A 22,543-nucleotide genomic window follows, 5' to 3' on the forward strand; every position below is an offset into this window, starting at 1 on the left:
CCTTTACCGCGGGGGGCGGATATGGCGATATCACGCACAAATGTCATTCTTATAGCGGCGGTCTTCTTGGGCCTGATCGTTGTCTTTCTCGCTAACGCATATTTCAGCGGAATTGAGGAACGCGAGCAGCGCAGAGCCGATGAACTCAGCCTGGTGCAAGTCCTCGTGGCATCGCAGCCACTGGCCTTCGGATCCACCCTCACCCCACAGAACACCAAGCTTGTCGGCTGGCCCGCCAACTCGGTTCCCGAGGGCGCGTTCAAGACGAGCATCGGCGTCACCGACAATGCGCGCGGGCCGCGCGTCGCGCTGCGCCCGATCGCGGTCGGCGAACCGATCCTCGCGTCGAAGATTTCGGGCGACGACGGCCGCGCCTCGATCTCCGCGCTGCTTCCCGAAGGAATGCGCGCCGCCGCGGTGCGCATCGACGATGTCGCGGGCGTCGGCGGAATGATCGCCCCGGGCGATATCGTCGACGTGCTGCTGACGCGCCAGCTTTCGGGCGACGGCGCGGGCAACAACGACCAGATGACCGACATCATCCTCGAAAAAATCCGCGTCATCGCGATCGACCAGGTCGCCGACGAGAACAAGACCGAACCCGCGGTCGCCAAGACCGCGACGCTGGAGGTCGACCCCGTCGGCGCGCAGAAACTTGCGCTCGCACAGCGCGTCGGCGCGCTCTCGCTCGCGCTGCGCAACGTCACGAGCATCGAGGACGGCGCGAACATGACGATCACGCAAAGCGACCTCGGCGGCGGCTGGCGTTCGGCGCCCGCGCGCCGCGCGGCGTCGCCCGGCCTCGCGGGGATGCCGCCGGGCTTTTATTCCGAAACCCCTGCGGTGATGCAGCGCGCGCCGACGGGCCAATCGCCCGCGCCGCCGCGCCGCCCGTCCGGCCCCTCGGTCGAAATCGTCCGCGGCACCGAAACCCAAACCTATGAGGTCAAGCGCCATGGCTCGTAACATCACCCGCGCCGCGCGCACCCTCGCCGCGCCGCTCGCCGCCGTGCTGGCCCCCGTGCTGGCCCCTGTGCTGGCATTGTCCGCCGCGCCCGCCGCCCTTGCCCAATATGGCACGGGCGGGGTCCATGCCGGGCAGCTCGACGTCCCGCTCAACAAAAGCCAGACGGTGACGCTCGACCGCCCGTTCGGCCGCGCGATGATCGGCTCCGAAGAGATTGCGGACATCCTCCCCATCTCCGACCGCTCGATCTATGTGCTCGGCAAGAAAATGGGGACGACCAGCCTGACCGTCTATGACAAGGGCGGGCGCGTCATCACCATCGTCGACGTCGCGGTCGGCCCCGACGTCGTCACGCTGCGCCGCCAGCTCGGCGAGCTGATGCCCGGCGAGAATATCAGCGCGCGCATCTCGAACGAGGCGGTCGTGCTGTCGGGCGTCGTCAGCAGCGCCGCCGCCGCGCAGAATGCGGTGCAGATCGCCGGAACCTATGCGGGCGACAAGGTCGTCAACATGATGGGCATCGGCGCGAGCCAGCAGGTGATGCTGGAGGTGCGCTTTTCCGAAATCAACCGCCAGTCGGGCAAGGACATCGGCGTTCGCAGTTTCTTCCGCAACCGTTCGGGAAGCTGGGACGGCGCGCTGGGCGACGGCGCCAGCCTCGTTCCCGATCCCGACACGGGCGAGGGGATTTTGAAACTGCCCGCGATCACCGACAGCATCGGCATCGTCCGCCACAGCTTCAACATCGGCGGGGTCAGCATTTTGGGGATGCTCGACAGCCTCGAAAGCAAGGGGATGGCGAAAACGCTCGCCGAACCGACGCTCGTCGCGCTGTCGGGCGAAAAGGCCAGCTTCCTTGCCGGCGGCGAATTCCCGATCCCCGTCATCCAGAGCAGCGGCGGCACCGGCGGCGCCGACGGCACCGGACAGGGGATCACGATCGAATTCAAACCCTTCGGCGTCAGCCTGGGCTTTACCCCGACGATCCTTGCCGACGGGGTGATCAACCTGGTCGTCGAGCCCGAGGTCAGCTCGATCGACCCGACCGCGTCGATCGTCTTGAACGACATCACCATTCCGGGGCTGCAGACGCGGCGCGCGTCGACCGTGCTCGAGCTGCGCGACGGCGAAAGCTTTGCCATCGCGGGGCTGATCCGGCAGGATTTCTCGACCACCGTGCGGCAGGTGCCGCTGCTCGGCTCGATCCCGATCATCGGCTCCCTGTTCCGCTCGTCGGGCTTCAAGCGCGGCGAGACCGAGCTGCTGATCGTCGTCACGCCGCGGCTCGTCCAGCCGATCAAGCCGAACCAGGTCGCGCTGCCGACCGAACGCGTCGGCGACCCGACCGAGCTCGACCTCTTCCTACTCGGCCGCACCGACAATGCCGTCCCGGCAATCCCGCCGGTGCAGCAACAGATGCCGCCCAAGGCGGCGCCACCGGCCAGTTCGACCGCAGGAGACGGCTATGAATATTGATGCGCGCATCATCGTCATGACCGCCGCCGCCGCGCTGGCGGCGGGATGCACCCCCACCGACGCGACGCTCGGCAATGCCGTGCGCACGACGATGGCGGCGCAGGTCGTCAACCCCGAACCCGTCTATGACGATGCGATACCGACCACCGACGCGGCCAAGGCCGCCGCCGCGGTCGACCGCTATCGCACCGATCGCGTCAAAAAGCCCGACACGATACGAACGACATCGGGCGAGGGCGGCGGCACGCCCCGCTAGGGGGCAGGCGGGTCGCGAAGGAAAGAGGAGTTCAAATATCATGGTGCGGCACCCGCCCCATCGCTTCCTGACCGACCAGAGCGGCGCGACCGCCGCGGTATTCGGCCTTTCGCTCTTTGCGCTCGTCGCCATCGGCGGACTGGGTTTCGACTATGCCCGCCTCGCCGGGATGGACAGCGAGCTTCAGAACGCCGCCGACCAGGCCGCGCTCGCGGGTGCGTCGCAGCTCGACGGCCGGACGGGCACCTGCATGCGCGCCTCCGCCGCCGCGACGACGCTGGTTGCCAATATGACCTTGCTCGCCAACGACGGCGGCGGGACGGCGGTGACGATCGCCGCCGAACCCGATTGCGACGCGGTGGGGAATATCCGGTTTTATCAGGACTTGGCGAAGACGCCGGCGACCAACGACGCCAACGCCAATTTCATCGAGGTCGAAATCGCGGCGCGGACCGCCAACTATGCCTTCACCCCGCTTGCGGGCGCGATCAGCGGCAACCTCGGCGCCGCGGCGCTTGCGGGAATGGGGTCGGCGATCTGCCGCGTCCCGCCGGTGATGTTCTGCAACCCCTTTGAAACGCCGACGCACCAGGATTTCGACGCCAGTGCGCTGAAGGGTGCGGGGATGAAGCTGATCACCGGCAATGCGACCGCGCCGGGCAATTTCGGATTCCTCGAATCGGGATTCGGCAGCGGCGCGCAGAATCTGGCGCGCGCGCTCGGCTATAATTCGCCGCCGGGCGACTGCCTGCCGATCGACGGCGTCGAAACCAAGCCCGGACTCAACGCATCGGTGATGGACGCGCTCAACACGCGCTTCGACCTCGACACCAACGGGTCGACGACCTGCCCGTCGGGCGGCACCTGCTCGCCGTCGCGCAATGTCCGCAAGGATCTGGTCAAGGGCAATGGCTGCGGCACCTCGGGCAACCAGGGGTGGCAGGAATCGGCCAACCCCTATCGCCCGACGACGCCGGCCAACCTGACCTCGGGCTATCCCGACATCATGGGACACCCGCGCGACCTGTGCCACGCCTTCACCAACAGCCTGTCCGACAGCGCGGCGGCGGGCTGCACGCTCGGGGGCGGGCGCATCGGCAACAAGGCGTGGGACCGCGACGCATATTTCCTTGTGAACTATGGCTGGAACAGCGCGACATGGCAGTCGCAGACCGGGCTCGGCCCGACGGCGACGCGCTACGACGTCTATAATTGGGAACTCGCCAATACCGGCACGTCGGATATGCAACAGACGACGCAGGGCAGCAAGGACGGCTTCTCCTATCCCGTCTGCCGCGGCGCGGGGATTACGCCGGGGGGTACCAACGTCGACCGTCGCCGCATCTCGGCGGCGGTCATCAACTGCGTCGGGCTGGGGCTCAACGGGCACGAAAGCGGCGTCCCGGTGCTCAAATGGGTCGATCTTTTCCTTGTCGAGCCGTCGTACCAGCGCCGCCGCGGCAGCACCGTGGTGACCGAGGCGACCGACGTCTATGTCGAAATCATCGGCGAAACGGGCAGCGCGTCGGCGGGCCAGACCGCAGGGCAGGTCGTTCAGCGCAATACGCCATATCTGATCGAATGACATGACGATGCGTCGGCCCTTCTCGATATTCGGATGCACCCGCGGCGCGGCGGCGGCAGAGATGGCGCTCATCACGCCGCTGCTCCTCGTCATCCTGTTCGGCGGGTTCGAGGCGGGCGCCTATTTCTGGACCGAGCACAAGGTGGTGAAGGGAGTGCGCGACGGCGCGCGCTTTGCCGCGCGGCAGCCGTTCACCGCCTATAGCGGCTGCAACGCGCCAACCGGAACCACGCTCGACAATATTCGCAACCTGACGCGCACGGGGCAATTGTCGGGCGGCACCGCCAAGGTTTCGGGGTGGACCGACGCCGATGTTGCCGTCACCGTCGCGTGCCAGGCGTCGGCCCCCAACAGCTACACCTCGGGCGGCGTCTATGCCACCGAGGCAACGGGCGCGATGCACGTCACCGTGTCGACGACGGTCAACTACCCCTCGTTGTTCGGGACGTTGGGGTTCGACACGACGGGCGCGGTCGTGCGCGCGAGCTCGAACGCCGCGGTGATGGGGACATGAGCGCGCTCCGCAATCTTGTCCGCGACACGCGCGGCGGCCCGGCGGCCGAATTTGCGCTCGTGCTGCCGCTGATCATCCTGTTCCTTTTCGGCATCATCGACGTCGGCCGCTTTGCGTGGGAATTCAACCGCGCCGAAAAGGCGACGCAAACGGGCGCGCGCTGGGCCGCCGCGACCGCGATCATCCCCAGCGGGCTCGCGAACTACAGCTTTGCGACGGGCACCGAGCAAATCCCGGCGGGAACACCGGTGCCGACGAGCGCCTTTCAGGGCGTCACCTGCACCAATGCGGCAAATTGCACCTGCGCGGGGACGTGCAACTTCTCGACTGCCGCCAACACCACCGCCTTCGACGCGCTGGTCGAGCGGATGAACGACATAAAGCCCGACATCACGGGGGCGAATGTCGTCGTCGAATATCGCAATTCGGGGCTCGGCTTTGCGGGCGACCCCAATGGACCCGACGTCGCGCCGATCATCAACGTGCGGCTTCAAGGCATGCAATTCACGCCGCTCACAACGGCAATCTTCAACGGCAGCTTCGCGCTTCCCGACTTCAGTTATTCGCTGACGATGGAAGACGGCGCGGGCAGCTGGTCGAACTGACAGGAGCGGGATGTGGGAAAGAAAGAATATATCGGCTCTCCAGTCACAGATGGATCCCTGAACTTGAACTGCAAGATCAAGCTTTTCATTTCGGAGGCGGAATTTGCGCGTTCGTCACTCGCGCATAACGACAGTCCCGACCTTCCCTTTGCGCTTGTCCATGTCGACCCCGGCGACCCGATTCCGCTCGATGCGATCGGCGATGCCGAACTCGTTGTCGTCGAACTGCGCGGCGACGATCCGCGGTCGATGCAGCGGCTGACGGGGCTGCGTGCGCGGCGGCCGACCTTGCCGCTGGTCGTGGCGATGCGCGACGCCGATCTTGCTACGACGCGCGCGCTGATCCGGCAGGGCGTCGGCGACCTCATCTCGCTGCCGCTGCAGCGCGCTGAATTCAGCGATGTCGTCAACAACCTGCTCGCCGAAGTCACCCGCTCGGAGGCTGCGGCCAATGCCCGCCTCGCCCCCGTCGTTGCGGTGGCGCAGAGCGTCGGCGGGATCGGCGCGACCACCGTTGCCACGCACCTTGCCCATTATCTGCACGCGCGCAGCGGGCCGCACGGGGTGTGCCTCGTCGATCTCGACCTCCAGTTCGGCAATGCGGCGTCCTATCTGGGCGCCAATGCGACGCTGACGATGGAGGACCTGCTCGCCGCCGGACGGCGCGTCGACGGGCAACTCATCCAGTCGGTCGCCGCGCACGGCAGCGAAGGCGTCGCGGTGATTGCTGCACCCGAGCATATCGCGCCGATCGAGTCGGTCGATGCCGACCAACTCCTCCGGGTGCTTCAGCTGGTGCGCGAGGAATATGACCATGTCGTGCTCGACCTGCCGGGGAATTGGGCGAACTGGACGCTGTCGGCGATCGACAAGGCCGACCTGATCGTGCTGGTGATCGACCTGTCGGTCGGCAGCCTGCGACAGGCGCGGCGGCGGCTCAACCTGTTCGAACAGACGGGGATCGACCGGTCGCGTATCCGCATCGTCGCCAATCGCGTCGAAAAGCGGTTGTTCAAGACGATCGGCGTTCAGGATGCGGCCGAGGCGCTGCGCTATCCGATCCTTGCGACCGTCAACAGCGATTATGCCGTCGTGCAGTCGGCGCAGGACCAGGGGGTGCTGGTGGGCAGCATCGCAAGGAAAAATCGGGTCGCGACCGATTTGGCCGCGCTTGCCGAACTGATCGGCGACGAACTCGACAAGGATTGATCGCGCGATGTGGCAGGTTCAGAAACAGAAGAATGAAAAGGCGGACGCCGCGTCGGGCATCACGCTGTCCGACGCGGCCGCCGCCGCGGGCGATCGGCGCGACGACCGGCATGCGGACCTTTTGTCGCTGAAGGTGCAGATCCACCGCGAACTGCTCGACGAGATCAATCTGGCGCAGCTCGAAAAAATGTCGCGCGCGCAGGTCGAATCCGAAGCGGGCGTGGTGATTTCCGATATTCTCAACCGCCACCAGATGGCGCTCAACGCGACCGAACGCCGCGCGATGGTGAGCGACGTTCTCGACGAATTGCTGGGGCTGGGGCCGCTCGAGCCGCTGCTTCAGGACGAAACGATAACCGACATTCTTGTCAATGGTCACGACATCGTCTTCGTCGAACGCCGCGGGTTGCTCGAGCGCGCCGAGACGCGCTTCAAGGACGAGAAGCACCTGTTTCGGATCATCCAGAAGATCGCGAGCGCGGTCGGACGGCGGATCGATGAATCGTCGCCGTTCGTCGACGCGCGCCTCGCCGACGGGTCGCGCGTCAATGCGATCGTGCCGCCGCTGGCGATCGACGGTTCGCTGCTCTCGATCCGCAAATTTGCGCGCATTCCGATCGACATGACACGGCTCATCGAATTGGGAAGCGTTCCGTCGGCGGTCGCAGAGGTGCTTGCGGGCATCGTAAAAGCGCGGCGGAATGTACTCATTTCGGGGGGTACCGGTTCGGGCAAGACGACGCTGCTCAACGCCGTCTCCTCCTATATCGACGAACGCGAACGTATTGTGACCATCGAGGATTCGGCCGAACTCCAGTTGCAGCAGGAGCATGTCGCGCGGCTCGAAACGCGGCCGGCGAACATCGAAGGCAAGGGCGAAATCTCGCAGCGCGACCTCGTGAAGAATGCGCTGCGCATGCGTCCCGATCGCATCATCGTTGGCGAAGTGCGTGCCGGCGAAGCCTTCGACATGCTGCAGGCCATGAACACCGGGCACGACGGTTCGATGACGACGGTCCACGCCAATACGGCGCGCGATGCGCTATCGCGTATCGAGCAGATGATCGGGATGAGCGGCATCGACATGCCTGCGCGTGCAGCGCGCGCGCAAATCGCGTCCGCGATCAACGTCGTCGTCCAGATCGGCCGCCTGTCCGACGGCCGGCGCCGCCTGCTGAGCCTGTCCGAGATCACCGGCATGGAGGGCGACGTCGTCACCATGCAGGATATTTTCCAGTTCCGCATGTCGGGACGCGATGCCGACAACCGGGTCATCGGGCATTTCGAGGCGACGGGCATCCGTCCCAAATTCCTGGAAACGCTTTCGACGCATGGTGTCGACCTGCCCAGCGACCTGTTCCGTCCGGACCGGAAGATCGATTGATATGAGCGACACCGTCCTCCGTTTCATGACCATGCTGGCGCTTTTCGCGCTGGTCGTTCTGGTGGCCCAATTTGCTGTCGGCACCTTCGTCGAACGCCAAAGCAAGAGCCGCGCGGTCAATCGCCGCCTGCAGATGATCGAGGCCGGGGTGGACCGAGAGGTGGTGACGTCCGCGCTCCGCAAGGAAGTCCCGCGCGGGCTGGCAGGGGCGCCGCCCTGGTTGTCCGAGCTGTTGAAGTCGGTGCGCCGCACGCTCAACGCTGCCAATGTCCAGGCGTCGGAGCTGCAAGTCATCGCCTATATGACGGTTGGCGCGGTCACGATCGCTTTCCTCATTCTGGTCGGGGCAGGACTGTCGGGCTTTCCGATCACCGCGGGGGTTGCCCAGCTTGCCGCCGCGCTTGGCATCACGGTCGCTTTCCTGATTCCCTGGATGATCTTGTCGCGCATGGCCGATGCGCGGCGGCGGCGTATGGAAAGTCAGTTTCCGATCGCGCTCGATATCTTTGTGCGGGGTCTGCGTTCGGGCCACCCGATTCCCTCCGCGCTGCATCTGCTGACCGAGGAAATGGAGGACCCGATCGGGACCGAGTTCGGTATCGTCAGCGACGAAATCGCCTTTGGTCTCGACCTTCGCGAGGCGCTGGCGCGCATGGCCGAACGCTGGGGGCTGCCGGACATGCACATGTTCGTCGTGTCGGTGTCGGTACAGATGGAAACCGGCGGCAATCTTGCGGAGATTCTCGAAAATCTCAGCCGGGTCATTCGCGACCGCGCGAGCATGTTCATGAAGGTGCGCGCATTGAGCTCCGAAGGCCGGATGACGGCAATCATCCTGACCGCGCTGCCGATCCTTGCCTTTGTCGGGCTCTTCCTGACGAACCCCGGATTCTATCTCGACGTTGCGACCGACCCAATCTTCACGATCGGCTTTGTCGGGCTGGTGCTGCTCTATCTCATCGGATTCATCTCGATCCGCCGCATGGTCGACCTGAAGGTATAAAATGGCAGAAATTCTCGCCTCGTCGCCTTATCTCCGGATCGCTTTCCTCGTCATCCTGTTTGCCGTCGTCTCGTCGCTGGTGTTCATCGTCGCGCGCTCGATCGTCAACCGGCAGCAGGTGCTCGGCCGGCTGGAATCGGACACGGTGCTGACGGGAGCCGCCGGAGGAGGCGACGGGCTGCGGACATCCGACGTGACCGACAGCGCGTGGGCGCGGCTCGCCGCAAGGATCGAGCGGAGCGGCTTGTCGCTGGTCGATTCGGACGCGCCGGGCTTGCGGCGCAAGATGATCGCCGCCGGCTATCGCTCGCCACATGCGCCCAAAGTCTATACGCTCGTTCGCATCCTGCTCATTTTCGTCATCCCGTCGCTGGTCGTGCTGCCGCAGATGATGTCCGATGAGCCGAAGTCCTTGTTCAGCCTCTATTTGCAGGGCGCCTTCTTCGCCGCGATGGGGCTGTTCGTCCCCAGCCTGTTCCTGACGGCCAAGGCCGACCGGCGGCGGCAGGAAATCCTGAACGGGTTTCCCGACTGTCTCGACCTCATGCTCGTCTGCGTCGAGGCCGGAATGGGGCTCGAGGCGGCGCTCGACCGGGTCGGTCGCGAGATGGTGACGTCGCATCCCCTCGTCGCCGAACAGATTTCGATGACGACGCTCGAGCTGCGTGCAGGGGCCGGACGCGAGGAAGCGCTTCGCCATATGGCCGACCGTACCGCAGTCGACGAAATTCGCGCATTTGCGACCTTGTTGATCCAGTCGGACAAGCTCGGATCGAGTATCGCGACGACATTGCGCATCTATGCGTCCGAAATGCGCGAGAAGCGCCGGATGCGCGCCGAGGAAAAAGCGCATCGCCTGCCGGTGCTGCTGTCAATCCCGCTCGTTGCCTGCATGTTGCCGGTGATGATCGGGGTGCTCATGCTGCCGGCGGTCATCCGCGTCATTCGCGAAGTCGCGCCGGCGCTTGCGGGGGGAGGTTGACATGACCAAATTCAGGACAGGTGCCATCATTGCGATTTCTGGCGCTGCGCTTTCCGCTTGCGCCACGGGCCCGAAGTTCGAACCGCGCGTTGCGCAGACCCGCGACGCGCCCGTTCTGGCCAATCTGTCGGCGCACGATTCGCTCGCGCGTGCGCGCACATTCCTGTCAGCACGCCAATATGGCCTCGCCATAGAGCTGTTCAAAGCCGCCAAACAGGATACGGAACTGGCGGCGGACGCGCTGAACGGACTGGCCATCGCTTATGACGGCATCGGTCGCCGCGACCTTGCCGAGCGGTATTTTCAGGAAGCGCTTGCGGCGCGTCCCGGCGACGAGCGGACGCAGCGCAACCTTGCCAGCTTCTATCAATCGTCGGGGCAGGCCGAAAAGCGGCGCGTGTTGCTGGCGACGGCCCCGCCCGTCGCTTCGGCGCCGACGCGGGCGCTCGTCGAGGCCGACGAGGCCGACGAGGCCCCCGCCGCGCGCGATGGGGACGTATCCGAGTCCGACCCTGTTCGCCCGCAGCCGGTGTTTGCGGCGATCAGCCCGCTCGGTGCAGCGCTGCGACCGCTCCGCGTGCAGGCCGGGCTCGATGTGTCGCCGCGCCCCGTTCTTGCACCGGCTGCCGTGCGTGACGAGGTCTCGATTGTTTGCTCAGGCGAACCGCGGACGCAAACGGCGGTACCTGCGGGGGCGCCGATGGCGATGTTTCGCATCAGTGTCGGCGAAGTCTTTATTGCAGCGCGTCCCGCCGGTTCGCTTTGCCGCGTCGATGAACCCGCGGCGGGCGAAGAACCATCGCCGGCCGTGAGCAACAAGGAGTATCTCGGACTCGTCGCGGCCTATCTCGATCACCTCAACAAGAGCGTCGCGCCGAGCGAGGTTGCCGCCCTGTGGCGTGCAGCCTTCGGGGCCGACGGAATCGCCTGAGGGCCGATGTGCGAACGCGAGGGAAACTCTGGGGGGCGGTCGGTGCGATGCTGTCGATCTTGGCGACGGCAGGCGGCGCAATGGCTGCCGACCCAGCGTCGACAATCGCACAGTCCGAACTCCTTCAGGCCGCCGATCGTGCGCTTCAGGGCCGTCGGCTGATCGAGGCCGAGGCGCTGCTCGATCGCTTGCCGTCCGACATCGCGATAGAGGACGAACCCATCGCAGCGCTTCTGCGCGCCGAACTCTTGCTGTTGCAGGGGGACCATAGCGCCGAAGCGCTTCGCCTGCTGGCCGCTATTCCCGCTGAGTCACCTTTGGCCTGCCGCGTGGCCACTGCGCGGGCATCGACCTATTTGCAGTTGGAGGCGCCGGATCGTGCCAGTCGGATCCTCGACCCGCTCGAGCGGGAATGCGGCGCCCAAAGCGTGTATTGGCGCCTCCGCGGACAGGCCGAGCTGACGAGCGGTCGCGCCGATCGGGCGCGTCAGTCGCTGCAGTCGGCGGTTGCGATCGCGCCAGCCGATGTCGAGATTCGCAACGATTTGGCGGTCGCTCTCATCGAAAGCGACGACGCGGCAGGCGCGGCCGAATTGTTGGCGAATATCCTCAAGGTCGCGCCAGGTCGCGTCGATGTCGCGCTCAACCTCGATCATGCGAAGGGCATGATGGGCGTCATGCCGGTCCGTGGCCGCGCGGACGACGATGCGTTGTGGAGCCGCCGCCTGGAGGCCGCCGGAGGTGGCGCGCAGCGTAGTGGACGCGCCGCGCTCGCCGAGGCGCTGTACGCCCAGGCACTCGTTGCGCGTCCGCGCTACGACACCGACCTGTGGCGCCAATATGCAAAGGTTTCTCAGCGACATGATTGACGTGAATATGGCGTTCAAGGCAGCGTTTTCGGTCGTTCTGATCCTCGCTGCCTGGTCCGATATGCGCCGGTTCCGGATTCCGAACGTCTATCCGGCGATCATTGCCTCCTTGTTCGTCGCGGCTTGGTTCTCGGGCTTTGCTTTCGCTGCACCGTTCTGGTCGCACGGCGCGCATTTTGCGATCGCGCTCGTCGCGGGGATGATGTTGTTCCGCTTCGGTTGGTTCGGCGGCGGCGATGCGAAACTCTATGCGGCGATCGCGCTGTGGTTCGCACTTGGACAGGCTTGGCTTCTGCTTCTGGTCACAACGCTCGTCGGCGCCTTGATTGTCGTCGTGCGGATGCTGTGGCACATCGCGCGGACATGGTTCGGGTCGGGCGAAGCATCCAGGACCCGCCTGTTCGACCGAAAGATCGCCTATGGTCTTGCAATTGCGGCGGGCGGGATAGCGGCGATTTTCCGGGTTTATCCCTGATCGCTGGCGCGCGCGGTTCGGAATTGCTGCCGGAAACCTTCTGTCGCTTTCAGCGTTGTCGTCAGAGGATACAGGTCGGAGCGAGCGTCAAAGGAGCAGCCACGATGCGCAAAATTCTCATTCCGGCTTTTGTCGCGGCGCTCTTGATGCCCCCTGCCGCCGCGCTCGCCGACCCGCCGCCGTGGGCGCCGGCGCACGGAAAGCGCGCGAACGAGCAAATTCGATATGATAGCCAAGGGCGCTACCTCGAACCGCGCAGGCTGTCGCGCGGCGATCGCATCTGGCGGGGGAGCGACGGCCGCTATTATTGCCGCCGTGACAACGGCACGACGGGGCTGATTATCGGCGCTGCGGTCGGCGCGCTGGTCGGGCGCGAGCTCGATTCGGGTCGCGACAGGACGGTCGGCACGATCATCGGCGCGGCGGGTGGCGGCTTGCTGGGGCGCGCGATCGACCGCGGCGACTTGAAGTGCCGATGATTATCTGACGCGGACGGTGGCGTGCGCCTGGGCCGCAATTGGCGGTTGCATTCGCGCGGCAAAAACTATCTGACGGCATCGAGCCATTTGCAGGATATGACATGCCGAAAATCGCATCGGCCCGGGTGATCGTCACATCGCCGGGGCGCAACTTCGTGACGCTCAAGGTCGTATGCGACGACGGGACTACCGGCGTCGGCGACGCGACCCTCAACGGTCGCGAGCTTGCGGTCGCGAGCTATCTGGCGGACCATGTCGTGCCGTGCCTTATCGGGCGCGACGCGCACCGGATCGAGGATATCTGGCAATATCTCTACAAGGGCGCCTATTGGCGGCGTGGGCCGGTAACGATGGCGGCGATCGCCGCTGTCGATATGGCACTTTGGGATATCAAGGGGAAGGTTGCAGGCCTTCCCGTCTATCAGTTGCTCGGCGGCGCGTCGCGCGCGGGTTGCATGGTCTATGGTCACGCCAATGGCGAGACGATCGCCGACACGATTGCGGCGGCGCTCGATTACCAGGGGCAGGGGTATAAGGCGATCCGCCTCCAGTGCGGCGTTCCCGGAATGGCCTCGACCTATGGCGTGTCGAAGGACAAATATTTCTATGAGCCCGCGGATGCGGAGCTTCCGACCGAAAATCTCTGGTCGACCGCCAAATATCTGCGCGTCGTCCCCGAACTCTTTGCGGCGGCGCGTGAGGCGCTGGGCTGGGACGTCCACCTCCTTCACGATGTCCACCACCGGTTGACCCCGATCGAGGCGGCGCGGCTCGGAAAGGATCTGGAGCCTTATCGCCCCTTCTGGATCGAGGATGCGACGCCGGCCGAGGATCAGGAGGCTTTTCGGCTGATCCGCCAGCATACGACGACGCCGCTTGCGGTCGGAGAGATTTTTTCGTCGATCTGGGATTGCAAGGCGCTGATTGAAAACCGACTGATCGATTATATCCGCGCCACCGTGCTGCACGCCGGCGGGATTACGCATATGCGGCAGATCGCGTCGCTTGCCGACCTCTATCACGTCCGCACCGGCTGTCATGGTGCGACCGACCTGTCGCCGGTGACGATGGCGGCGGCGCTTCACCTCGGGCTTGCGATTCCCAATTTCGGTATCCAGGAATATATGCGTCACAGTGACGACACCGACGCGGTGTTCCCGCATGGATACCGTTTTGCCGATGGCATGCTCCATCCCGGCGACGCGCCAGGGCTCGGCGTCGACATTGACGAAAGGCTCGCGGCTGCCCATCCATACCGGCGTGCCTATCTGCCCGTGAACCGGCTGGAAGACGGGACGATGTGGAGCTGGTAGCGTCGCGTGCTTTGACGCCGCCCGCACGATAATCGTCGACCGTCTCTTCCATTGGCTCGTTATGGCACGCCGCATTCGCCGCTTTCTGCACATAAGGGTTTTTGTGACAAAGCCGCACTTGTCGGCGTCCCCGACAGCGCGAATCGCCGCGCTGCGCAACTTGATTTCGATTCGTGATGCTCTATGCCGGGGGCGTGCAAGGCGACCCTGACAATTATCTCGGCCTGCTTTCGGCGGCGCAGATCGAAACGTTACGCTACGTTTACGAACATAAAAATTCGAAACAGATCGCCCGCGTCATGGGGGTCTCGCCGCACACTGTCGACGAACGCGTTCGACAGGCATTGAAAAAACTGAATGTTTCCAACAGAATAGAAGCAGCTCGGATCTTGGCGCTTAACGGCGCCTTTGATCAAGTTACCCCCTATCAATCGTTGACATATCAATCGATCGACCTAGGCGACGACCCCCCGGATGCCGATGCCGATGCAGGGCACGGTTCGTTTCGGCGGCTTTTCGATATCGGAACGCCATTTCCTACCGCGTCCCAGCCGGCCAACCGGCACGGGTTGATGGAAAGGATAATCTGGCCAATCTTGATCGCCTTTGCGACGATTTTGGCGTTCTCCGCTCTCTATTCAATCCTTGTCGGTCTGGGCCGGGCAATGATCTGACTGTCCGAACCGAATGCTGCGGGGGGGAACCGGTGGCATTCTCTTGCAAGGAATAAGATGATGCTCAACGAACGACTTTCGGCGGCGAAAAAGATCGCTGCGGAACTGCACCAGGCCGAAGATGCGATCGACGAAACGATGATCTGCATCGCGCAACTCGCCGCGACGCTTCCGACGGTTCGCCGCGAAACCAACATGTCGGCAATTGTCGGCCAGGAAGCGATGGCCAAAGTCGCTCATGCGCTCGCGGCTGCCGGCGAAGTGCGCCAGCTTCTGACCGATGCGCATCTCTCGCTGACCGTGACCCAGAAGGAAGTGGGCCTCGGCACGCGGATGTTCGGTGCCGGCGTGAAACCGGCCCCGGCCAGTGCGACGCTGACGGACGATGGCGCAGATGGTGCAGTCGTGCCCTTCGCCAAGGCTTCCTGACAAGCTGGATCAATCAAGTCCAATGTGGTCGATCGCGATCTATTATACGGTGTTGCTCGTCACGGTGGCCGTCGCTGCGAAGCGCGGCGGTCCCCTTGAAAGGTGGGCAGCCTATACGGCGTTGATCGCTTCGATTCTCACTTCGGTCCTCGCTCCTTTTCCGACCTGGACGGATATAGAAACCAATATCTTCATCATCGACGTGCTGGTGCTGCTCAGCTTCTGGTTCATTGCCTTGAAGACGCAGCGATTCTGGCCTTACTGGATTACCGGTTGGCAATTGATTTCCATTTTTGCCCATATCCAGAAGATGATGTTTTCGGAGATATTGGCGCGGCCCTATTCGCTGCTTTCCATCTATATCTCCTATCCGATCCTGCTGCTGATCCTCTACGCGGCGGGTTCGACCAGGCGGAAAGGCGATGTTGCGACCTGACGGGCGTCTCCCGGATGGATGAGAAAATGCAACAATTCTCGAACAACGAAATTGTCGAACTCAGGTCGCGGATCGACGAGATCCACGAATTACTCGCGGGCCGGAGCGGCACCGCCGTGCCGACGGTCGGCGATGGCGGAGTTGCAACTGACCCCGGCGCGTCGCGCGCCGTGCTGGTGAACCAGTTGGCTTTCAACATCCAGATTCGGCGTTTGCGCCGACATCATTTCGGCAGCCCGCAGGTTTCGGGTCCGGTCTGGGACATGCTGCTAGACCTGATGCTCGCCGCCTCAAATGGCCGCATTCTCAGCGCCAGCGACCTGGCAACCGGTGCAGGCGTCCCGCTCTCGTCGGGCCTCCGCATGATCGGTTCGCTCGAGACGATGGGCTTTGTACGCCGCTCGACCGACGAGCGCGACCGGCGACGGACGATCGTCCGGCTGACCGACCACGGAACCGAACGCATGACGAGCTATTTCGAAAAGATTGGCGTCGCGCTGCGCAACAGCAGCAATCTGGCGGCCTGATCCTATGGCAGGGGCGGCGGCCAGCTGGTCGGTCGCCGTCCCGGCCACTCCTATTCGGTCATCTCGCGCATCATGCTGTCAATTTTGGCCATTGCATCGCGCTTGATCTGGCATACCCGCGCGGCGCTGACGTCAAGCGCGAGGCCGATTTCCTGCAGGTTCAGTTCCTCGAAGAAATAGAGCTGGAGCACGAGCTGCTCGCGCTCCGCGAGCCGCTCGATGCATTGGCGCAGCGCGTCGAGCAGGTCGCTCTGCTCGCACGCATCGGCGGCACCGAGGCGTTCGTCGGCGAGCAGGAAGGTGCCGCTCTCCATCATTTCGTCCAGAGAGGTCGAACGTCCGTGCGTCGCGTTGCGTTCGAGCGCGAAATAATCGTCGGCCGACAGGTCGAGCGCCGCAGCCATTTCGGCGGGGCTGGGCGCGCGGCGCAATTGCTGTTCGAGCTGCGCGCGCGTCGCATTGAGCTGGCGTGCCGCGACCATCGCCGAACGTCCGACATCGGCCTCGCGACGAAGCTGGTCGATCATCGCGCCGCGGATTCGCGTCGTCGCATAGGTGGCGAAGGCGAAACCGCGCTCCTCATAGTGGCGGTCGGCTTCGATCAGCGCGATCAACCCTGCCTGAATGAGGTCGTCGAGCTCGCCCGTGCGCGAAATGCGCGAAAACACCTGCCACGCAATCTTGCGCACTAGCGGCGCATATTCCTCGATCAACCGCTCGACATTGGCTGCATAGCCGTGCGGACGCAAGGCGGTCCCGGTCGCGCCGGAGAAATGCTCGGCGGGCTCAATATTCATGCGGCTGATCCTCCATTTGGGCGTCCGGTCCGAGCGCGAGACGCGGACGCTCGGCGCCGATCGTCGCGACGATCTCGGTCGCCTTGTTCGCGGGAATTTCGAGGTAAGAGATGACGGCGACGTCGGGGAAAGTCGCGCGGACGAGCCGCGACAGCGCCGACCGGCAGATGGGAGAGGCGACGAGCGCAAAGCTGCGCGTCTGGAGCAGCAACGGCTCCACGGCCTCGCCGATCTGTTCGACGATCTTCATCGCCATTCCATGTTCGAACGGCCATTCGGCGCCGGGGTTCGCGCGCACCGCCTGGTTGAGCAGCACCTCGATCTCGGGGCTGAAGGTAACGACGGGCAGCGGCATCCGGCTGGGGACGATCGTCTGGACGATCAGCGCGCCGATGCGCTGGCGCACCGCTTCGACAAGGTCGGAATCGGTGAGCTGTTGCGCCGACAGCGCGACCATCGCCTCGGCAATCTTGCGGAAGTCGCGCAAGGGGATGCGCTCGACGAGCAGCGCCTTGCACAGCGCCGCGACGCGCGGCAGCGTATAGCCGCCGGGCGACAGATTCTGGGCGAGCTGCGGATAATGCGCCTTCAGATTGTCGATCAACGCCTGTGTGTCGTCGATGCCGAACAATTCGTGCGCCGACGCGATGACGCTGTTGTTGAGATGCGTCGCGACGACCGTGGCGGGGTCGACGACGGTATAGCCCGCGGCGATCGCGTCGTTCTGCGACGCTTTCGGAATCCACAGCGCATCGAGCCCGAAGGTCGGATCCTTGCACGGCCGACCGGCGACCTTGGTGACCAGATCGCCCGAATCGAGCGCAAGCATTTCGTGGGGATAGACCTCGTCCTCGCCGACGATCACGCCGGCTATCGCGATGCGATAGGCGTTGCCTGGGAGCGACAGATCGTCGCTCACCTTCACAGGCGGAACGATGAAGCCGAGTTCCTTCGACAATTGTTTGCGGATCCCGGTGATGCGGCCCATCAGCGGCGCGCCCTTGCGGTCGTCGACGAGCGCGACGAGCGCGTAGCCGATTTCGAGCTGACACGCGCTCGAGTCGCTGACGTCGGACCATTCGATCAGGTGCGGGTCGGGCGCCGGCGGGGCGGGCGGCGGGACCGCCGCCGCGGCTGCTGCCGCGCGCTTCATCTGCCATCCGATGGTAAAGGACAGCGCCGCTGCCGGCAGGATCAGCATCTGCGGCATCGCGGGGACGAGGCCGAGGATGAAGAGGATGCCGCCCACCGCCATCCAGATTGCGGGCGAGGCAAACTGGCTGCCGATCTGGCCCGAAAGGTCGAATGGCGACGCGACGCGCGTGACGATGGCCGCCGCGGCGATCGACAGCAGCAGCGCCGGGATCTGGGCGACGAGCGCGTCGCCGATCGCGAGCGTGACATAGGTCCCGCCCGCTTCGGAGAAGCTGAGCCCGTGGGTGAAAACACCGAGGATGAGGCCGCCGATGATATTGACGAACAAGATCAGCAAGCCCGCGATCGCGTCGCCTTTCACGAATTTCGATGCACCGTCCATCGAGCCGTAAAAGTCGGCCTCGGTCGCGACTTCCTGGCGCCGGGCCTTGGCTTCTTCAGGGGTCAGCAGGCCGGCGTTGAGGTCGGCGTCGATCGCCATCTGCTTGCCGGGGAGCGCGTCGAGCGTGAATCGCGCCGACACTTCGGACACGCGGCCGGCGCCCTTTGTGATGACGACGAGGTTGATGATCAACAGGACGACGAAAACGAACAGGCCGACGACATAATCGCCGCCGATCAGCACCTGGCCAAAGGCCTCGATGACGTTGCCTGCGGCGTGCGTACCCTCGTGCCCCCGGACGAGCACGACGCGCGTCGAGGCGACGTTCAGCGCAAGGCGGAAGAGCGTCGCGAGCAGGAGCACCGTCGGAAAGGCCGAAAAATCGAGCGGCTTCGAGGCCTGCAACGCGACCATCAGGATCGCGAGGCTGATCATGATGTTCAGAACGAAGCTGATGTCGAGCACGAGCGGCGATACGGGGATCACCATCAGCGCGACGACCACGAGCATCGCGACCGGCAAAGCGGCCGCGCCGGCGATCGCGGCGATGCTGCGCAGGTTCACACCGGCGGTCATGCGCGTTCACCCGAAGCGGCGGCGAGGCGGCGATAGGCGTCGGCGGCGAATCCCATCGACAATTTCCTGGGCATGGGTTGAAATTCCATCATCTGGAGGGGCGGGCGGCCGCTGCCGTTTCCGGCAATGCCGTTCCGGCTGCTCGCCGCGGCGTGCCACTGCGATGTCGGCAGCGACTTGAAGTTCACGTCCTTGCCGCCCTCTTCGAGTTTGGCCCGGAAGCGTTCGCGGATTTCGGACAGGCTGCGCATGCGGCCGCCTTCGGCATAAAAAACCGATCGGTTTGCCGCGGCCGCCTCGGGCATCAGCGGTGCGCCCGGCTGGTCGGGATCGGCGTTCATCGCGGCGAGGAAGTTCGCCGCGCCGCCGCTGCCGAGAAAATGCGCGAGATAAAGGTCGACCGGTTCGGCGGCACGGCCGATGCGGCTTTCCAGATGATCGCGATTGTCGGCGGTCAGCGCGCCCGCCATCGTGGCGGCGGCGGCGGGGTCGTCGCGAAGTCCCAATATCTGTTCGCGCAGCATCGGGTCGGCAACGTGCATGCGTCCCGCCGCGTCGGGGGCGATTGCGGCTGCCGCCCAGCCGAGGCCGTGGTCGGCGCCGTGGCGCCGCAATGTCGCGAGCCAGGTCTGCTTGGTGAACTGATACAGTCCGCGCGCCGACGAAGTCGGGGCCTTTGCGGTCGGATCGAAACGGCTTTCGACGCGCGCGACATCGACCAGATAGTCAAAGTCGATCCCGGTGCGCGCCGACGCGCTCTGCACCGCGTCGAGGACGGGGGCGGCGACGCGCATCGCGCTGGCAGGATTGTTTATGGCGTTCATAAGCTCTGGTTCCGCTGTTCAGCGAACCAAAAGCAATCATCGTGCCATTCGGTAAAAAGTGTCGGAAAAGGTCCGTATATCAGTAGGTCAGCGCGGGCCCTCGAGGCGTCATCCCGCGGATCTCGTGATTTCTGTCAATCCTCTGACGCGTCCAGTTTTTCAGGACGTTGACCCGGATCGCCGCCGCTTCGAGCTGCGCAAGCGTCTTGCCGATCAGGCTGCGCGCGCGCGCCTCCTGTCCCGGGACGACCGCCGCGCTGCGCACGAGGATGGCGGCGGTGGCGAGCGCCTCGGTCGCGGCGATGATTTCGCCAGCATCGTGGCCGTCGAGCGCATGGGTGAGCGCGTCGAGCTTTGCCTGCATATCGTCGAGTTCGCTGTGCATCAGTTAGAGCTGCCTTGGTGAAAGCGGACGGCGGCATTGGCAATCAGGGTGGCATCGACGGTATAGGCACCGCTCGCGATCGCGTCGCGCAGCATCGCAATGCGCGCATGATCGACCGGCGGTCCCTGCTCGCCGAGCTCCTTCGCCAGGCTGGTCAGCCGCGTCACGGGCACCGATGCCGGCGCATTGCCGACCGCGCGTGCCGTCGCGACCGACGGGCTCTCGCTGCCGTTCGCAACCCGGCGCGCCGGGGCGATCCGGCTGATGCTGCTGACTTGCAGGTTGAGTTTGTCGTCACCTGCCATCTTTGCCTCCATCCATGCCGTCGGAAAAGTGACGGCCTTGTTCAGAGAGCTTTAACGGTTGGCGCAGTCCGCGATTAAGGCGGCGGGCGAAAAAAGATAAAAAAGCCCGGCGGCGTCGGAAATTCGACGGCCGCCGGGCCGGGGTGCAACCAGACTGTCGGCGTGTGCGTCAGGGCATGCGCGCGATTCCGGGGCCGACGACGATGGCGCTGAGCATCGACTTGGCGTCGCTGCCGCGCAGCGCGATGGTTTCGCCGACCCGGCCGTCCTCGGTCGCGACGGCGGCGTAGCTGATCGAATAATTGGCGGCGTCGATGGTGACGCGGACATTGTCGCCGCGGCGGATAACGGGGGCGCTCTGCGCCGGCCGCGCGAAGGCGGCCGACACCGGCGCTGCGCCAGCGGGTCCGGTCATCGCGACGCGCAGGCGCCAGCCGAGCGACGCGCAACGCACGGCAAGCGTCTGCGCGTCGCTCGCCGTCACGGCAACCTGTTCGGGGCATCGCGCGAGCTTGATGCGTCGGTCGACGGGCGTTGCGGTGCGGCCCATTGCGCCAGCGACCGCCTGCGTCAGCATATCCACCGTCTGCCAATCCTGCGTCGCCTGTTGGGCCTGCGCGGTTGCGCCGATGGCAGCGAATGTCGCGCCAAGGACAATCATGCTGCGGATCATGACTCTCTCCTTCGATCCAAAATCCATTGCAACCAATTGTGCACGATGCGTGCCAAGCCCTGTTTTCCGCCGACGGATCCGCGGAACCAGGCGCGCGCGTCGGATTTTTGACGAGCGCATGGCGGGCGCCGGGGCAGGGCTATTGGAAACTAGATCAAATTATTGAAAAACAACATATAAATCAGTTTGGCACGGTGATTGCATCTATCCTTGCGTGTTTTTCCGCGCTGTGGCCGTTCGGGCCAATCGGCGGTGAAAGAAGGACAAGAGGATGGCAACCGAAAAGCTGTTTGGCATGCATGCGACCGCGCTCCAGCTGCGCAGCCAGCGCATGATGATGCTCGCGTCGAACATCGCCAATGCCGCAACGCCGGGTTACAAGGCGCGCGACCTCGATTTCGCCAAGGCGCTCGATCTGGCGCAGCAGGGCGGCTCGACCGAAGGCGCGATGCGCTATCGCGTCCCAGTCCAGCCTTCGCTCGACGGCAACACCGTCGAAATGGCGACCGAGCAGACCGCCTTTGCCGAAAACGCGCTCGCCTATCGGTCGAGCCTCGCCTTCCTCTCGGGCCGCGTCAACACTTTGACGCGCGCGATCAAGGGAGAGTGACGATGAACGGCAACTTCTCCGTCTTTGACATCAGCGGGCGCGCGATGTCGGCGCAGCTCGTCCGATTGAACACCACCGCGTCGAACCTCGCCAATGCGGGCACGGTGTCGGGCAGCGAGGGCGGTGCCTATCGCTCGCTGAAACCGGTGTTCCGCAGCGTGATGGATGCGCACGGCCGCGCGACGGTCCAGGTCGACCAGGTGACGACGTCGAAAATGGCGCCGTCGAAACGCCACGATCCGGCAAATCCGCTCGCCGACGCCGACGGCAATGTGTGGGAGGCCGCGGTCGATAGCGCCGCCGAGCTCGTCGAGATGGTCGAGACCGCCCGCCAGTATCAGAACAATGTCCAGGTCCTCGAAACCGCGAAGGGCTTGATCAACGAAACTCTCAGGATGGGACAATAATATGAGCGTGAGCGCCATTTCCGGGCAAAGCCCGACCACGACCACCACGACCACCAAGCCGCAGATGCTGGGCCAGAGCGATTTTCTGCGCCTGATGACGGCGCAGCTTTCGCAGCAGGACCCGTTCAACCCGGTCGATAACCAGGAGATGGTTGCGCAGATGGCGCAATTTTCGAGCCTTGCCGGGATCAGCGAGACCAACGTCACACTCCAGCAGATTTCGGAGCAGCTTGCTGCCCAGACCGAGCTTCTCAAGGAATTAAAGGCCGCGAACCCGCAGCCGGCACCCCAGACCAACCCGCAGGAAGGATAAAT

28 protein-coding genes are annotated in these 22,543 nt (G+C 64.6%); 22 read left to right on the forward strand and 6 right to left on the reverse strand.

All coding sequences use genetic code 11. The features are described from left to right. Nucleotides 1-21 precede the first annotated feature (21 nt). The 19 genes from cpaB (at nucleotide 22) to JI743_RS12370 (ending at nucleotide 16,114) form a co-directional block, all read left to right on the forward strand. Entirely contained in the window at nucleotides 22-966 is a 945-nt protein-coding gene (cpaB, locus tag JI743_RS12280) for a Flp pilus assembly protein CpaB (protein ID WP_201928579.1), read from the forward strand. After that, nucleotides 956-2,443 (forward strand): type II and III secretion system protein family protein, encoded by a 1,488-nt coding sequence (locus JI743_RS12285; protein WP_201928580.1) that lies wholly within the window; start codon nucleotides 956-958, stop codon nucleotides 2,441-2,443. The genes cpaB and JI743_RS12285 overlap by 11 nt, the downstream gene beginning before the upstream one ends. Beyond that, complete coding sequence (locus tag JI743_RS12290; protein WP_236659885.1) at nucleotides 2,433-2,699, forward strand: hypothetical protein; 267 nt, start codon at nucleotides 2,433-2,435, stop codon at nucleotides 2,697-2,699. The genes JI743_RS12285 and JI743_RS12290 overlap by 11 nt, the downstream gene beginning before the upstream one ends. A gap of 40 nt (nucleotides 2,700-2,739) precedes the next feature. Beyond that, entirely contained in the window at nucleotides 2,740-4,284 is a 1,545-nt protein-coding gene (locus JI743_RS12295; protein ID WP_201928581.1) for a pilus assembly protein TadG-related protein, read from the forward strand. 1 nt (nucleotide 4,285) lies between these two features. Next, nucleotides 4,286-4,798, forward strand: a complete 513-nt coding sequence (locus tag JI743_RS12300; RefSeq protein WP_201928582.1) for a TadE/TadG family type IV pilus assembly protein — start codon at nucleotides 4,286-4,288, stop codon at nucleotides 4,796-4,798. Further along, entirely contained in the window at nucleotides 4,795-5,403 is a 609-nt protein-coding gene (locus JI743_RS12305) for a TadE/TadG family type IV pilus assembly protein (RefSeq protein WP_201928583.1), read from the forward strand. The genes JI743_RS12300 and JI743_RS12305 overlap by 4 nt, the downstream gene beginning before the upstream one ends. 63 nt (nucleotides 5,404-5,466) lie before the next feature. After that, complete coding sequence (locus JI743_RS12310; RefSeq protein ID WP_201928584.1) at nucleotides 5,467-6,612, forward strand: CpaE/TadZ family protein; 1,146 nt, start codon at nucleotides 5,467-5,469, stop codon at nucleotides 6,610-6,612. A gap of 7 nt (nucleotides 6,613-6,619) precedes the next feature. Next, nucleotides 6,620-7,996, forward strand: coding sequence for a TadA family conjugal transfer-associated ATPase (locus tag JI743_RS12315; RefSeq protein WP_201928585.1), 1,377 nt, complete (start codon nucleotides 6,620-6,622; stop codon nucleotides 7,994-7,996). Between the two features lies 1 nt (nucleotide 7,997). Then, nucleotides 7,998-8,999: a type II secretion system F family protein gene (locus JI743_RS12320; protein WP_201928586.1), complete on the forward strand. Its 1,002-nt coding sequence runs from the start codon at nucleotides 7,998-8,000 to the stop codon at nucleotides 8,997-8,999. 1 nt (nucleotide 9,000) lies between these two features. Continuing rightward, nucleotides 9,001-9,981: a type II secretion system F family protein gene (locus JI743_RS12325; protein ID WP_201928587.1), complete on the forward strand. Its 981-nt coding sequence runs from the start codon at nucleotides 9,001-9,003 to the stop codon at nucleotides 9,979-9,981. Nucleotide 9,982: 1 nt separating this feature from the next. After that, nucleotides 9,983-10,912 carry a tetratricopeptide repeat protein gene (locus JI743_RS12330; RefSeq protein ID WP_201928588.1) on the forward strand — a complete coding sequence of 310 codons (930 nt, stop codon included), beginning with the start codon at nucleotides 9,983-9,985 and terminating at the stop codon, nucleotides 10,910-10,912. Nucleotides 10,913-10,992: 80 nt separating this feature from the next. Then, on the forward strand, nucleotides 10,993-11,781 hold the full coding sequence (locus tag JI743_RS12335; RefSeq protein WP_201928589.1) for a tetratricopeptide repeat protein: 789 nt from the start codon (nucleotides 10,993-10,995) through the stop codon (nucleotides 11,779-11,781). Beyond that, nucleotides 11,774-12,256, forward strand: coding sequence for an A24 family peptidase (locus JI743_RS12340; RefSeq protein WP_201928590.1), 483 nt, complete (start codon nucleotides 11,774-11,776; stop codon nucleotides 12,254-12,256). The genes JI743_RS12335 and JI743_RS12340 overlap by 8 nt, the downstream gene beginning before the upstream one ends. Before the next feature lie 104 nt (nucleotides 12,257-12,360). Next, nucleotides 12,361-12,735 (forward strand): glycine zipper 2TM domain-containing protein, encoded by a 375-nt coding sequence (locus JI743_RS12345; RefSeq protein WP_201928591.1) that lies wholly within the window; start codon nucleotides 12,361-12,363, stop codon nucleotides 12,733-12,735. A gap of 101 nt (nucleotides 12,736-12,836) precedes the next feature. After that, a complete protein-coding gene (gene manD / locus JI743_RS12350; RefSeq protein WP_201928592.1) occupies nucleotides 12,837-14,048 on the forward strand; it encodes a D-mannonate dehydratase ManD in 1,212 nt (403 codons plus the stop codon). A gap of 176 nt (nucleotides 14,049-14,224) precedes the next feature. Then, complete coding sequence (locus tag JI743_RS12355; protein ID WP_236659985.1) at nucleotides 14,225-14,722, forward strand: response regulator transcription factor; 498 nt, start codon at nucleotides 14,225-14,227, stop codon at nucleotides 14,720-14,722. Between the two features lie 60 nt (nucleotides 14,723-14,782). Next, entirely contained in the window at nucleotides 14,783-15,151 is a 369-nt protein-coding gene (locus tag JI743_RS12360; RefSeq protein ID WP_201928594.1) for a hypothetical protein, read from the forward strand. Next, nucleotides 15,108-15,587: a hypothetical protein gene (locus JI743_RS12365; RefSeq protein ID WP_236659886.1), complete on the forward strand. Its 480-nt coding sequence runs from the start codon at nucleotides 15,108-15,110 to the stop codon at nucleotides 15,585-15,587. Before JI743_RS12360 ends, JI743_RS12365 begins: the two co-directional genes overlap by 44 nt. A 26-nt stretch (nucleotides 15,588-15,613) precedes the next feature. Then, the gene (locus JI743_RS12370; RefSeq protein WP_201928596.1) at nucleotides 15,614-16,114 is read left to right on the forward strand and encodes a winged helix DNA-binding protein; all 501 of its coding nucleotides are present in this window, start codon (nucleotides 15,614-15,616) and stop codon (nucleotides 16,112-16,114) included. A gap of 50 nt (nucleotides 16,115-16,164) precedes the next feature. Here JI743_RS12370 and JI743_RS12375 read toward each other — a convergent pair whose 3' ends face one another. From JI743_RS12375 to JI743_RS12400, 6 genes are all read right to left on the reverse strand, one after another. Further along, nucleotides 16,165-16,911, reverse strand: a complete 747-nt coding sequence (locus tag JI743_RS12375) for a sigma-70 family RNA polymerase sigma factor (protein WP_201928597.1) — start codon at nucleotides 16,909-16,911, stop codon at nucleotides 16,165-16,167. Beyond that, complete coding sequence (flhA, locus tag JI743_RS12380) at nucleotides 16,901-19,024, reverse strand: flagellar biosynthesis protein FlhA (protein ID WP_201928598.1); 2,124 nt, start codon at nucleotides 19,022-19,024, stop codon at nucleotides 16,901-16,903. Before flhA ends, JI743_RS12375 begins: the two co-directional genes overlap by 11 nt. Beyond that, entirely contained in the window at nucleotides 19,021-19,848 is an 828-nt protein-coding gene (locus JI743_RS12385) for a transglycosylase SLT domain-containing protein (protein ID WP_201928599.1), read from the reverse strand. Before JI743_RS12385 ends, flhA begins: the two co-directional genes overlap by 4 nt. A gap of 79 nt (nucleotides 19,849-19,927) precedes the next feature. Further along, nucleotides 19,928-20,233 (reverse strand): hypothetical protein, encoded by a 306-nt coding sequence (locus JI743_RS12390; protein WP_201928600.1) that lies wholly within the window; start codon nucleotides 20,231-20,233, stop codon nucleotides 19,928-19,930. Further along, the gene (gene flgM / locus JI743_RS12395) at nucleotides 20,233-20,538 is read right to left on the reverse strand and encodes a flagellar biosynthesis anti-sigma factor FlgM (RefSeq protein ID WP_201928601.1); all 306 of its coding nucleotides are present in this window, start codon (nucleotides 20,536-20,538) and stop codon (nucleotides 20,233-20,235) included. The genes JI743_RS12390 and flgM overlap by 1 nt, the downstream gene beginning before the upstream one ends. A gap of 169 nt (nucleotides 20,539-20,707) precedes the next feature. Further along, nucleotides 20,708-21,211 carry a flagella basal body P-ring formation protein FlgA gene (locus JI743_RS12400; RefSeq protein WP_201928602.1) on the reverse strand — a complete coding sequence of 168 codons (504 nt, stop codon included), beginning with the start codon at nucleotides 21,209-21,211 and terminating at the stop codon, nucleotides 20,708-20,710. Nucleotides 21,212-21,482: 271 nt separating this feature from the next. Between JI743_RS12400 and JI743_RS12405 the strand changes: the two genes are divergently transcribed. Genes JI743_RS12405 through JI743_RS12415 form a run of 3 tightly spaced genes read left to right on the forward strand, consistent with a single transcriptional unit; the run spans nucleotide 21,483 to nucleotide 22,541 of the window. Further along, nucleotides 21,483-21,821: a flagellar basal body rod protein FlgB gene (locus tag JI743_RS12405; protein ID WP_201928603.1), complete on the forward strand. Its 339-nt coding sequence runs from the start codon at nucleotides 21,483-21,485 to the stop codon at nucleotides 21,819-21,821. 2 nt (nucleotides 21,822-21,823) lie between these two features. Next, nucleotides 21,824-22,228 (forward strand): flagellar basal body rod protein FlgC, encoded by a 405-nt coding sequence (flgC, locus tag JI743_RS12410; protein WP_201928604.1) that lies wholly within the window; start codon nucleotides 21,824-21,826, stop codon nucleotides 22,226-22,228. Nucleotide 22,229: 1 nt separating this feature from the next. Then, nucleotides 22,230-22,541 (forward strand): flagellar hook assembly protein FlgD, encoded by a 312-nt coding sequence (locus tag JI743_RS12415; protein ID WP_201928605.1) that lies wholly within the window; start codon nucleotides 22,230-22,232, stop codon nucleotides 22,539-22,541. Nucleotides 22,542-22,543: the final 2 nt, after the last annotated feature.

Source organism: Sphingopyxis jiangsuensis, from assembly GCF_016734905.1.
GTDB lineage: Bacteria > Pseudomonadota > Alphaproteobacteria > Sphingomonadales > Sphingomonadaceae > Sphingopyxis > Sphingopyxis jiangsuensis.

Coding starts and splice junctions, on each gene's coding strand:
- JI743_RS12300 (WP_201928582.1), top strand. CDS start 4,286: ATGACGATGCGTCGGCCCTTCTCGATATTCGGATGCACCCGCGGCGCG.
- flgC (WP_201928604.1), top strand. CDS start 21,824: ATGAACGGCAACTTCTCCGTCTTTGACATCAGCGGGCGCGCGATGTCG.
- JI743_RS12295 (WP_201928581.1), top strand. CDS start 2,740: ATGGTGCGGCACCCGCCCCATCGCTTCCTGACCGACCAGAGCGGCGCG.
- JI743_RS12405 (WP_201928603.1), top strand. CDS start 21,483: ATGGCAACCGAAAAGCTGTTTGGCATGCATGCGACCGCGCTCCAGCTG.
- flhA (WP_201928598.1), bottom strand. CDS start 19,024: ATGACCGCCGGTGTGAACCTGCGCAGCATCGCCGCGATCGCCGGCGCG.
- JI743_RS12390 (WP_201928600.1), bottom strand. CDS start 20,233: ATGCACAGCGAACTCGACGATATGCAGGCAAAGCTCGACGCGCTCACC.
- JI743_RS12365 (WP_236659886.1), top strand. CDS start 15,108: ATGGCGCAGATGGTGCAGTCGTGCCCTTCGCCAAGGCTTCCTGACAAG.
- JI743_RS12320 (WP_201928586.1), top strand. CDS start 7,998: ATGAGCGACACCGTCCTCCGTTTCATGACCATGCTGGCGCTTTTCGCG.
- flgM (WP_201928601.1), bottom strand. CDS start 20,538: ATGGCAGGTGACGACAAACTCAACCTGCAAGTCAGCAGCATCAGCCGG.
- JI743_RS12355 (WP_236659985.1), top strand. CDS start 14,225: ATGCTCTATGCCGGGGGCGTGCAAGGCGACCCTGACAATTATCTCGGC.
- JI743_RS12370 (WP_201928596.1), top strand. CDS start 15,614: ATGCAACAATTCTCGAACAACGAAATTGTCGAACTCAGGTCGCGGATC.
- JI743_RS12325 (WP_201928587.1), top strand. CDS start 9,001: ATGGCAGAAATTCTCGCCTCGTCGCCTTATCTCCGGATCGCTTTCCTC.
- JI743_RS12305 (WP_201928583.1), top strand. CDS start 4,795: ATGAGCGCGCTCCGCAATCTTGTCCGCGACACGCGCGGCGGCCCGGCG.
- JI743_RS12290 (WP_236659885.1), top strand. CDS start 2,433: ATGAATATTGATGCGCGCATCATCGTCATGACCGCCGCCGCCGCGCTG.
- JI743_RS12385 (WP_201928599.1), bottom strand. CDS start 19,848: ATGAACGCCATAAACAATCCTGCCAGCGCGATGCGCGTCGCCGCCCCC.
- JI743_RS12360 (WP_201928594.1), top strand. CDS start 14,783: ATGCTCAACGAACGACTTTCGGCGGCGAAAAAGATCGCTGCGGAACTG.
- JI743_RS12315 (WP_201928585.1), top strand. CDS start 6,620: ATGTGGCAGGTTCAGAAACAGAAGAATGAAAAGGCGGACGCCGCGTCG.
- JI743_RS12415 (WP_201928605.1), top strand. CDS start 22,230: ATGAGCGTGAGCGCCATTTCCGGGCAAAGCCCGACCACGACCACCACG.
- JI743_RS12335 (WP_201928589.1), top strand. CDS start 10,993: ATGGCTGCCGACCCAGCGTCGACAATCGCACAGTCCGAACTCCTTCAG.
- JI743_RS12285 (WP_201928580.1), top strand. CDS start 956: ATGGCTCGTAACATCACCCGCGCCGCGCGCACCCTCGCCGCGCCGCTC.
- JI743_RS12340 (WP_201928590.1), top strand. CDS start 11,774: ATGATTGACGTGAATATGGCGTTCAAGGCAGCGTTTTCGGTCGTTCTG.
- JI743_RS12345 (WP_201928591.1), top strand. CDS start 12,361: ATGCGCAAAATTCTCATTCCGGCTTTTGTCGCGGCGCTCTTGATGCCC.
- cpaB (WP_201928579.1), top strand. CDS start 22: ATGGCGATATCACGCACAAATGTCATTCTTATAGCGGCGGTCTTCTTG.
- JI743_RS12400 (WP_201928602.1), bottom strand. CDS start 21,211: ATGATCCGCAGCATGATTGTCCTTGGCGCGACATTCGCTGCCATCGGC.
- JI743_RS12375 (WP_201928597.1), bottom strand. CDS start 16,911: ATGAATATTGAGCCCGCCGAGCATTTCTCCGGCGCGACCGGGACCGCC.
- JI743_RS12330 (WP_201928588.1), top strand. CDS start 9,983: ATGACCAAATTCAGGACAGGTGCCATCATTGCGATTTCTGGCGCTGCG.
- manD (WP_201928592.1), top strand. CDS start 12,837: ATGCCGAAAATCGCATCGGCCCGGGTGATCGTCACATCGCCGGGGCGC.